At 57.3% G+C, this 11,985-nt stretch carries 11 protein-coding genes; 3 read left to right on the plus strand and 8 right to left on the minus strand.

The window, feature by feature from the left end; translation table 11 throughout:
• Nucleotides 1-13 precede the first annotated feature (13 nt).
• Nucleotides 14-385, minus strand: a complete 372-nt coding sequence (locus Poly21_RS13695) for a hypothetical protein (protein WP_146407549.1) — start codon at nt 383-385, stop codon at nt 14-16.
• 168 nt (nt 386-553) lie between these two features.
• On the opposite strand from Poly21_RS13695, the gene Poly21_RS13700 reads away from it, so the two are divergent.
• Entirely contained in the window at nt 554-1,348 is a 795-nt protein-coding gene (locus Poly21_RS13700; RefSeq protein ID WP_302118871.1) for a 7-carboxy-7-deazaguanine synthase QueE, read from the plus strand.
• Between the two features lie 532 nt (nt 1,349-1,880).
• On the opposite strand, the gene Poly21_RS13710 is transcribed toward Poly21_RS13700, so the two are convergent.
• The gene (locus tag Poly21_RS13710) at nt 1,881-2,612 is read right to left on the minus strand and encodes a methylated-DNA--[protein]-cysteine S-methyltransferase (protein WP_146407551.1); all 732 of its coding nucleotides are present in this window, start codon (nt 2,610-2,612) and stop codon (nt 1,881-1,883) included.
• Nucleotides 2,613-2,915: 303 nt separating this feature from the next.
• On the opposite strand from Poly21_RS13710, the gene Poly21_RS13715 reads away from it, so the two are divergent.
• Nucleotides 2,916-4,217, plus strand: coding sequence for a PQQ-dependent sugar dehydrogenase (locus tag Poly21_RS13715; protein WP_146407552.1), 1,302 nt, complete (start codon nt 2,916-2,918; stop codon nt 4,215-4,217).
• Between the two features lie 5 nt (nt 4,218-4,222).
• Nucleotides 4,223-4,681: a hypothetical protein gene (locus Poly21_RS13720; protein WP_146407553.1), complete on the plus strand. Its 459-nt coding sequence runs from the start codon at nt 4,223-4,225 to the stop codon at nt 4,679-4,681.
• Nucleotides 4,682-4,915: 234 nt separating this feature from the next.
• Here the strand turns inward: Poly21_RS13720 and Poly21_RS13725 are convergent, their stop codons facing one another.
• From Poly21_RS13725 to Poly21_RS13750, 6 genes are all read right to left on the minus strand, one after another.
• Nucleotides 4,916-5,920 (minus strand): acyl-CoA desaturase, encoded by a 1,005-nt coding sequence (locus tag Poly21_RS13725; protein WP_146407554.1) that lies wholly within the window; start codon nt 5,918-5,920, stop codon nt 4,916-4,918.
• A 413-nt stretch (nt 5,921-6,333) separates the two neighbouring features.
• Nucleotides 6,334-7,896 (minus strand): MlaD family protein, encoded by a 1,563-nt coding sequence (locus Poly21_RS13730; RefSeq protein ID WP_146407555.1) that lies wholly within the window; start codon nt 7,894-7,896, stop codon nt 6,334-6,336.
• Between the two features lie 5 nt (nt 7,897-7,901).
• Entirely contained in the window at nt 7,902-8,741 is an 840-nt protein-coding gene (locus Poly21_RS13735) for an ABC transporter ATP-binding protein (RefSeq protein WP_302119773.1), read from the minus strand.
• A gap of 14 nt (nt 8,742-8,755) precedes the next feature.
• Nucleotides 8,756-9,553: an MlaE family ABC transporter permease gene (locus tag Poly21_RS13740; RefSeq protein WP_146408681.1), complete on the minus strand. Its 798-nt coding sequence runs from the start codon at nt 9,551-9,553 to the stop codon at nt 8,756-8,758.
• Between the two features lie 332 nt (nt 9,554-9,885).
• Nucleotides 9,886-10,338: an FHA domain-containing protein gene (locus Poly21_RS13745; RefSeq protein WP_146407557.1), complete on the minus strand. Its 453-nt coding sequence runs from the start codon at nt 10,336-10,338 to the stop codon at nt 9,886-9,888.
• A gap of 94 nt (nt 10,339-10,432) precedes the next feature.
• The gene (locus Poly21_RS13750) at nt 10,433-11,878 is read right to left on the minus strand and encodes a HEAT repeat domain-containing protein (RefSeq protein ID WP_302118873.1); all 1,446 of its coding nucleotides are present in this window, start codon (nt 11,876-11,878) and stop codon (nt 10,433-10,435) included.
• Nucleotides 11,879-11,985: the final 107 nt, after the last annotated feature.

Consider the following 11,985-nt stretch of genomic DNA (forward strand, 5'->3'; position numbering starts at 1 on the left):
AACGAGTGCATCCTCACTCTTGATGTTCATCTTCGCCCGGTGTTTGCTGTGAGATCCTCGTCTCGAGGTCGTCCAACAATTGGCCGAGAGCCGTTCGTAAACATTTTATCGAACACCAATTCAAGTCGAACTGGCCATAGCTCACATCATCGACCAGTAAAAAATCACCCGAGTCTCGCATCTCAGAATCTCGCCCGTGGAACCCCACATGCAAGAATCCTTTGAGGCGTTCTGTATGAATGGAATCCTGGCCATCACCCGAGAGCAGCATCCCGCCTCCACTGAGGTACGCGAAGCCGTCTGAGAAATCGCCTCCGCAAGTCAGACATTGGCGATTAGCCGGATAGAAACCGTCGCTTGTATTTGCAAGCCAAGGAAGTTCCATGGTGGCTGATTCTCGACTGGCAGGAGGATTGGCGTCGTGCGGAAGATTCAATGTATCTTACTGATTCCCCAGTTGAGTAGGGATCATGCGTGGTCGCGGGTTGCTGGTATACGGGTTTTCGCGATATTAGAGTGATTCACCCTCGTGTTGGTCAGACGGTCTCGGAATTTGAAAACGCAAGAACACGTATTATCCCCGAACGGGCATGCCGACGTCTCGCTGAGGATCGCAGAGACGTTTTCCAGCCTACAGGGCGAAGGTTTGCTCACGGGCGTGCCGAGCTTTTTCATTCGCACCAGTGGCTGTAACTTGCGGTGCTGGTTTTGCGATACGCCCTATGCATCGTGGCGGCCTGAAGGCGAGCGGTCCACCATCACTGAACTGATCGAACGGGCGGTGCAGGCGCGGATGCCGGATGCTGACGGCGGCCCCTCATCGGCAGCGAGAATTGGACATGTGGTCCTGACTGGCGGTGAACCGCTGATCATGAAAGGAATGACAGAATTGGCGACCGGACTGCGGGCGGGCGGCCTGCATGTGACAATCGAAACTGCGGGCACAGTCGATGTGGAGGTGCCCTGCGATCTACTATCACTGAGTCCCAAGTTGCGGGCGAGCACGCCGGGACGAGGTGCCGGCCCAGCATTGGCGGACGATTCACGCTGGGCTGAACTGCATGAGCAGCGAAGAATGCCGATCGCCACGATGCGGCGGCTGATCGACCGAGCGCCCACCACGCAGGTCAAATTTGTCGTTGATTCCCCTGCCGAGTACGACGAAATTCTCACGGTCGTGGGCGATCTTGGTGTCGCCGCGGCGGACGTGTGGATCATGCCCCAGGGCATCACCGTCGATCAGCTCGATGCCGCCGCAGTTTGGCTACGTCCCTGGGCTGCTGCAGCTGGGTTCCAGTATTGCGATCGCATGCAAATACGTTGGTACGGCAACCGGCGTGGCACATGAACCGACTGACGGTGTCCAGCGACGGTAGTGATCGGCCTCGCCCCAGCAAAGCTGGACATGGTGTGACTCCACCCCTTGCCAACGCAGTTCGTGGAATGCGGGCTCGTGTCCCGTGTGGTCCGTCGACGGTGTCGCAACTCACAGCGATGCGGGATACCGTGCCGACGGCCATCTCCGATTTGCTGACGGTTCGACGGCCGATCCACCCAGCTTGGCCGAGGGTGAATTAAGTGGCTGCCGACCAGATCCCGCCAGGTTGCGAGAACCCTCAGGAGGGAGTTTCAGAGCTTAAGGAGACATCTCACCGCTGGGCGAGTTGGTTACGCGTAGCCGCTGGAGCCCTTGCCCTGGGGCTGGTCATGCTGCTTGGCTTGGCCCGCTCACTGGTACCCGCTGCGGCAGGTTTGGGAACCCATCAACAGCTCGGTTTGCCGCCGTGCTCCATGCGGGTCTTATTGGGAATGCGCTGTCCCGCTTGCGGGATGACCACGTCTTGGAGCCATTGGACTCGAGGGCAATGGTGGGCGGCGGCTCAAGCCAACGCAGGTGGACTTTGCTTGGCATTCCTCGCACTCGCAGTTTTTATCGCGGCGGCCCGCGTGACCTGGACGGGCCGATTGCCAGCTACACGCACGCTAACCGCATTGGGCTGGGCAATTGTCGCAACCGGCGTGGTGACTGTTGTCGATTGGCTGTTTCGAGTGTCAGTGTGAACTCCTGCTTCGTATTCGGGCAATTCCTGCTCGAGCAATTCCTGCTCGAGTAATTCGTGATTCAGCAAAAAACGTTTGCGGTCGCAGCCGCCAGCGAACCCAGCAAGACCACCGCCGCTAGCAATGACTCGGTGGCAGGGGACAATGATGGACAACGGGTTGCGGGCGACGGCGGAACCGACTGCCCGGACGGCGGCGGGGCGATCGATCAAGGTGGCGATTTCACGATAAGTCCGTGTTGTGCCCGCAGGGATCAGCGTGAGTTGGTGCCAGACCTGCTGTTGGAAATCCGTTCCGCTGAAATGGCACGGCAGCTCGATGCGAAATTTTCCGTCGGCAAAATAGGCCGCCAACTGATCGACAATGTGTCGCACAAAATCATGCTGACGCCAGTCCAACTCAGTCCTGTCATCAGACCAGAATTTGGGAGTCGGCTGGTGACCGGGGAAATACAGCCCCACGCAATGTGGGGTGCCGTCGCCCTGTTCGCTCACCGAGATCCGCAGGCGACCAATGGGACTCTCCCAACTCGATTGAATAAACGGTGCCATTGTTGAGATTTCCCTTGCGTGAAATGTTTTGACTCATGCCTGCGTGGCAGATTGGGATGATATCGCAATCCCCCGTGACGGACGAAGCCGTCGATCGACAATCTGCCCATTCGACCGCTTCGCTCGGACGAGGTAGAATGGGCGGTTGATCGGGAGCCTGCTCGTGGATCGCAACTCATGAATCCCAACCAGAGCTCTGGTTCTATTCTAGAGCCCAGCGAAATCCAGTTCCAGCGGTTTTCCGCTAACACCGTGTGCTCTCTTCCCAATACCGACACCATGATTTTGAGGTCTTCCGTGCGAATGTCTTCCTTGTTCCGATCCCCGGTGCTGCGCCACACGGCGGCAGCATGTTTTGCGATCTCTGCGGCAAACTCGCTGCCCGTCGCAACCGCGTTTGCGGAGAGTCCCGACTCCCCGACGATTAATCTTGCCAACCCCCCAGCTGAATTGAACGCGAGTCCGTTGGATGTTCAGGTGGTGGAGGCCTATCCCAATTTACGGATCAGTCGCCCGATTGTGATGATGGGTGCGGGTGACGGGAGCGGTCGGTTGTTCGTGGCCAGCCAAACGGGCGAGATCTACGCTTTTGACCAGGATGACGAAACGGTCGAGGAGCCTGAGATCTTCATGGATCTGAGCGATCGCGTGGGCTATAAAGATCGTGAAAACGAAGAGGGGTTTCTCGGCTTGGCATTCCACCCCAAGTTCAAAGAGAACGGCAAGTTCTATGTTTACTACACGACTTCGCAGCGTCCTCATGTCTCGATCGTGAGTGAATTCCGCACGCAGGAAGGATCCCAACACAAACTTGGCGACGCCGATAGCGAACGTGAGTTGATGCGTATCGACCAGCCGTTTTGGAATCACAATGGTGGCACGGTCGCTTTCGGTCCCGATGGATACCTGTACATCGCGTTGGGTGATGGTGGCAAAGGAAACGATCCACTCAAGTCAGCTCAGGACCTCAGCAAGCTGCTCGGATCGATCTTGCGGATCGATGTCGATTCCCAGGACGACGGACTGGCCTACGGTATCCCCGACGACAATCCGCTGGTCGGACGCACCCATGTTTGGCCAGAAATCTACGCATGGGGTATCCGCAATATTTGGCGGATGTCGTTCGACCCGGCCACCGGCGAACTCTGGGCCGCCGACGTCGGTCAGAATGACTGGGAAGAAATCAACTTGATTCGGAACGGGGGCAACTACGGCTGGAGCGTTCGCGAAGGTGCTAACCGGTTCACCCTAGGGGGAGAAAAAGGTTCCGACGTCAACGAGAAATACATCGAGCCCTTGATCGAATACCCCCACACCGATGACTGGGGGAAATCGGTCACAGGCGGTTCGGTCTATCGTGGAAAAGACACGCCTGTACTCGATGGTTATTACCTTTACGGTGACTACGTCAGCGGTCGCCTGTGGGCCATGAAGATTGATCCCGCGTCTAAGAAGGTGCTCGAAAACCGCACGATCGCATGGGAGCAACTTCCTGTCTTCACCTTCGGCGAGACTGAATCGGGAGAGGTTCTCATGAGCACCATGATGGGTGGCGGACGAATCTACAAATTCGTTACCGGTGACGACGACGCTGCGCAGCAATAGTGGAATTGATATCGCGTCTCCGTCGAGCTCTGTTCGGCGACCCGATCCGCATCGCCTCCGACGAAGGCCAGCTATTGCGGTTACGCGTCGGCCAGCGTGTCATTCTCGATGATACGCTATTGGTGGTCGTCGAGCGTGACGAGACGCGAAACGCTCCAACTCCAGCCGTCCGGTACCGCCTCGTCACCTACGACGAGGCGGTTGGGGCTGCTGTTTTGCCGGATGCTCCTTGCGTGATCGACTCCGCCCGGTTGGAGATAGATTTCCGCGGCATGGAAGTGCGTGTTGTTGACGGTCCTCTGCCTGGCACAGCGACCGCAGATGAGGAACCAACGGCCGCGTATGAGGAGCCGGTTCGTTCCCAACGCGAGGTGAATCACCCCCAATCCCATGACCGGCCCAGTGTTTGGTTGGATTGCCGCGTCGACGACCGCTTTGGCCGTCCAGGTGGAGCTGGCGAGTGATTATGCCTGCCAAGTGCCGCTGGCCAGCGGGGCGTAGCTGATCGCTGGCGTCGTGGATCGAGAATGCCGAAACACATTTCTTGGCTTGTTCAAGCATCAGGATACGGTCGGGGCCTCGCTGCCTGTTGATTCGGTAACCCGACAAACCAGCGAGGCAACCCGCCTCGTCCATCGCTTGCGTTTCGGGTTAGTATTTATGCGTCCGGGCAGCGAAAGCATTAACCTAACAGGCTGCTAAATCTCAACGGCGTTGGAGACCGCTTTGCCAGTCTCGGCTTGACGGTGGCAGCGGGGACGAATGATATGACTGGCTAAACCGACCAGTTCGAAACCTCGAATGACGTAGTAGTTGATGTCGATTTCCCACCATCGGTGCTGGACGGAAGCGCTCGCCGGGTCCGCGTGGTGGTTGTTATGCCAGCCTTCACCTGCGGTCAGCAACGTCACCAACCAATTGTTTCGACTGTCGTCGTTGGTGTCGTAGTTACGGTAGCCGAACATATGACTGAGCGAATTGACCGCCCAAGTAATGTGCCAGACCCACACGGTGCGAGCGATCACGCCCCACAAAACAATGCTGGCAATCATGCGGTACGCCGCAGCTTCATTGCCGTAGATCGCGAGGCATATCGCGGTCGTGATCAAGGTATAGATCAACGCATGACCGAGCCAAAATAATCCCGCGGGTGACGGTAATTTTTCGATCCATCGATAGTATGGGTCCGCTAACACATCCCGAGCGTATTTTTCGTACATCGAGAACGTCGCCAGTCGCGTGCGGGTTTCATGGACCAACCACCGAACATGGGACCACAGGAATCCTTGGCGAGGCGAATGGGGGTCTTCCGCATGATCCGAGTGGGAATGATGCATCCGGTGCCACGCAACCCAGTGCGCTGGTGTTTCCTGGGCAGCACACATGGCGAGCGTTACGAGCGTGCGCTCAAACCATTTCGGGGTGCGAAAGCTGCGATGCGTGAGCAGTCGATGGTAGCCGATGGGAATCGCCATTTGACCGAACAGTACAACGCCCACCACAAAAGCGATCACTCCCGCCCAGCTAAAAAACCACGATAGCAGGCACAACAGGGTAAGCAGGTGCAGCGTGACGAAAAAGAGAGTGTAGTCCCAGCGGATGGCACCGCGACGCCGCGGGTCGGGAACGGACCGCTGACAGGGTAACGCAAGTTCAACGGGCTCGCTTACCGCAGTGTCGGCTTCGGGGAGGGTGACGTCCATGTAGGCTTTGATATCCGTGCACGATATGGGAAAAGACGCCCATGATCGTAGAGGATTTCATCATCAACGCACTAGCAAATGCGGAGAATCAAAGTGAATTCCCCGGGACGTGCCGACAAACTCAACCCAATTCGTGCATCTCGCGAGCGGCATTGAAGACCACTGGTCTAAGCTTGTACACCGTCCACACTCTGAACTGCTGGAGCGTTCGCGGTGCACCGCTATCAACGCTTCACTTGCGTCCCAAAAAGCGAACCTGCTAACGAACAAAACACTTCGTATTAGGGTTCGCCACAATCTGCCCAACCCCCGTCTGGCGGTAGCAGCCACCCTGGTGAGCTCGCGATCCATTCGCTCGTGGGGCGGGCTTCACGCCAGCTCGTAGTTCCGGCTGCACCTCCATTCAGGCGATTCTATTTCAGCCCCGCGCCCGTCGGTCGATGTCCCAACGCTCCTCGGACGCCGAGTTGCCGTGGATCACGAGCAATTTTGTCTGTGAACACCCGAACATCATCGAGAATGGGACGTATCCGGGCAGTTGCTGCTTCGATATTTTCAACGGTACGTTTGATCTCATAATACATCTCATCGTCTTCGATCAAGCGTTTGAGCGTTCCGTCGGAGCCATTGATTGTCTTGCCGAAAGTATCGATCTGCGTCAGGGCATTATCGACACTGACGAGACTTCTCAGAACCTGCTCAGCAAACTCTTCGCTTCGTCGGCCAAACGGATCTGTGAATGCCTCGACGTTCTGGGCGGTCGCTTGGAAGCTTTCGAGTGTGCCCCCGGCGGTCGTTTTGAGTTCGGTGATGGCCTGTTCGGCGACCGAGCCAACTTGCTCAAATTGCTTTCCAACCTCAGCGAAGTTATCGAATGTTTTTTGAGCGGTGCGAAGTGTTTCGTTGGCTTGATCGAGCATGCCGGGGAAGCGTTCCACCGAGTCGTGGATCCCTCTGCGGATCTGCTCATTGCCAAGAATCGAGCGTGCGTCGCGAATCGCGCCTTGAAGCTCTTCCAGCGTCTCGATGGCTTCGTTTTGCAGCTGAACAAACGTGGGTGTACCAGCCCCACCGCGAGGCGTCCCTACAGGTGGCGTCAAGCCAGGTTGCAAGGATCGGGCGGGGTCTGCACCGAGTTCGCCCGGCGGAAGCGAGTTCTGATTGGGCTGCGTGAACGCGGCTGTTTGAACGGTGGATGCACCGGTATTTTCAGAGGCGCTTGCTGACACCAGGCGGACGGGATGCGCCCACGACGGAGCGGGCGGCATCTGCCCTCCCGGACTCGCGTGCGCGAACATGGGTGCGGAGTTGCCGATGCCCATCGACGAGTGTCTGGGGAGCACGGAGGTTTGAGGAGGAAAACCTGGCGGGTAAGCGTTCGAGGAGGGTTCGATCCCAATCAAACCACGCACATCGTTGACCAGCGACTGAATACTCTCGCCGGTGCCCTGAACGGCATCACCCGCATGCCGAATGCTGCTGAACGTCGACCGCAACTCGTCTTCCATGCCAAATAACAGGGTGAACGGATCATCGAGTTTCTGCCCGTAATCGAGATGCTCACCGTTACTATAGGTACGGTCAATCATCGCAGGATCATCAGGAAAAAGAGCCGCCAATTCTTGCGGTTCTGCTTTGCGAAACTCCAGTTTCGAATCGCCGGTGATCAGTGATCCGATGCCAATTTGTGGGATGTACTGGTGCAGCATGGGATACGCTTCATCCATCGCCAGGGTGAGCGTGACGCCGCCCTCACTACGCAATTGTATGTCCGAAACACGCCCAATCTTCACACCGTCGCGAAGGACGGGCGTATTGGTATTGATACCCTGAGCCGATGGAAAATTGACCGTTAAGATGTATTCGCGGCTGAGGATGGCCGGAAACGCACCGAACAGAAACGTGAGGATCACGCCGATTCCGATTGCTGCGATGACCAACACGCCCACCCCAAATCGTAGTCTGCTGTCGTCCATGATGATTACGCCATTGCTCGAGACATTTCACGAATCCGATCGCCCGCTTCGCCACGGACGAACTGGCGAACCCGCCGGTCATCGGCGTGTTCGAGTCCGCTGGGAGGTCCGTCGAATAAAATTTGAGACTGCCCCTCGCCGAGCATCCGACGAGGAAAAAACATCATCACACGATCGGCAACCTTACGCGCCGTGTGCATGTCGTGCGTGACCACCACGCTGGTGACGGGGTACATCCGCCGAGTATTTAAAATTAGTTCGTTGATCACGTCGCTCATGATGGGATCGAGTCCAGTGGTCGGTTCGTCGTACACGATCAACTCGGGTTTCAACACGAGTGCCCTCGCTAACCCGACGCGCTTCTGCATCCCGCCTGAAATTTCAGCTGGGAATTTCGCGGCGACCTCTTCGGGTAATCCGACCTCGAGCAGATGGGTTCGCACGCGATCGCGAACTTCGTCCTCGCCGGTGTCGGGTTCGTTTTGTCGAATCGGAAAGGCCACATTGTCGAAAATATTCATGCTGTCAAATAACGCAGCATGTTGAAATACAAAACCAAATCGCCGCCGGATCTGAGCGAGTTCAGCGGGGGAGAGCTGATTCAAGTCAGCCCCATCAAAACTTATTTGACCGCGAGTTGGTTTGATCAGCGCGACGAGCGTTTTCATGAATACCGTTTTGCCGCAACCACTCTCACCGATCACAGCGACAGTCTGGCCACGTGTGATGCTGCGAGTGATCCCCGATAGAATCACATGACCGTCGAACTCAACGTCCAGTCCGCGGACTTCAATCAACGCGTGCCCAAGGGGCTCATCTGCAGAGGCGTCATGCGGCGTCTCGATGGCATCGTGATCGCTCAAAACAGCACCGGTCCCTGGGGATATACCATGAAGTAAATCGAATCCAACGCGATGTTCAGAAACAAATCCACGGCGAGGATCAATACGAACGAGTAAACGAACGCCGCCGTGGCTGCTTTACCGACCCCCTCAGCCCCCGGTTGGCAATTGAATCCACGGTAACAACTGACGATCGCAATAATGGCGCCGAAAAAGAAACTCTTGAAGATTCCCATGAACAGGTCGAATCCGACGACGCCTTCCCGCGAATGGTGCAGATACGCAGCCCGGTCGATACCTAGAATCACCACGCTATAAAAATATCCTCCCACGATCCCCATGAAATCCGCCATGATGGTCAACGCGGGAATCAACAACAGGCAGGCGAGGAATCGGGGCACGACCAAATAGTGAATGGGATCGGCTCCCATGGTCGTCAACGCGTCAATTTGTTCGGTGACACGCATCGTGCCGAGCACGGCGGCCATCGCGCCGCCTACCCGACCGGCGAGCATGGTCGCAGCCAGCACCGGTCCAAGCTCACGGACCAGTGACGTATTGATCACCACGCCGAGCCGACTGGCCAATCCGATGGCTTGGAATTGATAGAAACTTTGGACGGCGAGCACCATGCCGATGAACGTACCTGTCAATGCGACCACCGGCAGGCTCAACACCCCAACCTGATAGAAGTTGGTTAATAAAGTTCCCCGCCGCGGTAAGCGTGTGAACATCCACCCCAGCATCTGCCAGGTGAAGCAAGCCAAATCGCCGATGGCAGCAATGCCGTCGACAATCGCTGTGCCCCATTGCATCACCCAGGCATGCAGCGGTTGCGGCAAGCGAGACGGCAACGTCAATCGGCGATCTCGGTCGAGAACCTTGGAATCGCCCGACATTCAGAAAACCTCGCGGTGGACTAACCCTGGAAAATCACACTCGCCCGCGACAGGAGACTCCGTCGGAGTCAGGGCGCAGCGAGAGTGCCTGTGAGGATTGTATCGGCGAGATAAGAAATGCGGATTAGCTAAAATCAAACGATTGTCGAACCGTCTCGGAATCGCAAGTCTGAGGTAACCAACGTTGCCAAAGCGTCGGATCCAATTGTTGGCCAACGCAGCTACCTGGTTTGCTCATCCCATGTCGCTCAGTCCGACTTGCGGTTGAACAACCCCTTTTTAGGGTCGCGTTTGGCGACACCGGCCCGGTCCATCAACGAGCTCTTCATGACTTCTTCGATGTAATTGTCATCCGGTGGAGGAGGACCATAGGCACCGAGAACCTGTGGATCGTACTCGAGAATATAGTTATGCCGTGCAATCGTGACCTTGCACTTGGGATCGGCACGCTTGCGGATCACGGGCCGCCCGTCAACCTTCGTCCCATTGCGGCTATTGAGATCGCGAATAAACCAGTAGCCGTTTTCCAGCGTCATCCGGCAGTGCTGGCTGGACACGTTGGGAAAGTCCAAGCAAATATCGCAATGTTTGCGTCGACCGATCAGTAGATTGTCTTTGATCAAGGGGATCGGATCGCCACCACCGGTGGGGGTCAGTTGGCCGAATGCGCCGGCTAGGTCGTCTACTTTGTCTTCGCTCATGGCACTTCCGCAGAAAATATCGCTCAGTGGGGATTCGGATACTCCAGTGTATGAAAATTATAGAATCCGTGTGCCCGAATCGCCAGACTTCAACTCAAAACAGATCGAGAATTCGGCGGATCCTAGCGGCGACGTGCGGATCGGTCTCGCCGGCCAGGAGCTTCCTTAGACCTGCTGAAACGGCCGCGCCGCGTGATTTCTCCAAGGCACCGACCACCTCCAAACGCACGCGACGGTCCGGATCATTGATCGCATAGGACAACCAGGGCTCGGTTCCGAGTTCGCCCGAACGAGCCAGAGAACTGATCATTGCAATCCGCTCCTCGGCCGCTGCGTTGCTCCATTTGGCGGCCGATTCCAGCTGTGATTTGGAGAACCCTCGCGCGGTTAGCTCCGGGTAACCTCGTTCGTTTGCTGCGTCGCTAGAATTCGAGACTTTCTCCAGGGTTCCCGCTTCACTGAGCGTCTCGATGGGAGCGTCCGCATCCGCCGATACCTGGATTACCCGACTGACCGGTCGATGCGCCGCAACCGCAGGCGAGGATGAAGCGACAGGCTCGTGTGACGTGATCTGCTGCAACGGCGCCATCACACCACGTGGCAGGGCTTGCAGACTCGCTGGTGCCGTCAGCGTTGCTGACATATCGGCTTGGTCTGCCAAGCTCGCCTGCTCCACACTCGCGCGACGAGCACCAGAGCGGACGATTTGAGCGGTTTGAGTACTGGTGGGTGGTGGCCAGTCGGTCCAGCCCGATTGGCGAACGGGCGTAGCAAGCCGCGCAACCTTTGCTACGGAATGACGCCGCGGGGCCGAGCGCAGTTGCACCGGGGAGTTGGCCAGCATCGCGTTGGTCGACGCGGGACCGTCGAGTTCCGCCAGTAGATCATTGGCGGCGCCGAGTAGTTCCGGTGTCTGAGACGGCGCTGATGAGAATTCGAGAATCGACTGCCTCAGCAATTCACTGGCCCGACCACGCTGAGCTGGCCCCGGTATCCCAGCCTGTTCCGATGGACGTCGAAATGCAGTTGCAATCGACTCAATCAAGCGGCTGTGAGCTGCTTGGGCGGCTGCGGGAGATAGCGTGATCCAGTCATTCTGGAGCTGCTGAAGCAGCGTGAATGCAGCTACCGACACCGCATCCTCCTCGTTTGCTAGCTTGCCGGCCAGTGGTTCGACCGCATCAAGTCCGAAGCTCGCGATTTGTGTCAAGCGAGCCTGTTTGCCCGCAGCATCGAGATCATCGAATCCAGCGACCAGCTGAGCGAGCAGGAATTGCTTGCCAAAAAACACACCTGCGAACAGAATTGCGGTTAACGCGAGTGTGACCACCAGTGTTCTCACCGCCCTCACGAACCGATCCTTGGCCGAGGGTTCACTGGCGGTGAGCACCCGCGAAAACGGATTGGGAGCGTTATCCCACTGCGATTCAGGATTGCAATCGGTGCGGTCGACCGTTCCCAGCGGAAGGCCATTACCGCGAGGGTGGGAGGCCGACGGGGATTGAGAGGACGAGCGGTTTGATTGAGGAGGGGGAGTCATGCCGCCGATTGTGCCTTCGCCCATGAAATCACGGCAAGATCAATTCAAGTGCCCGCTGCCGAGCTAAGTGCCCCCTGCCGAGCTAAGTGCCCGCTGCCGAGCATGGT

It is taken from the genome of Allorhodopirellula heiligendammensis, assembly GCF_007860105.1.
Classification (GTDB): domain Bacteria; phylum Planctomycetota; class Planctomycetia; order Pirellulales; family Pirellulaceae; genus Rhodopirellula; species Rhodopirellula heiligendammensis.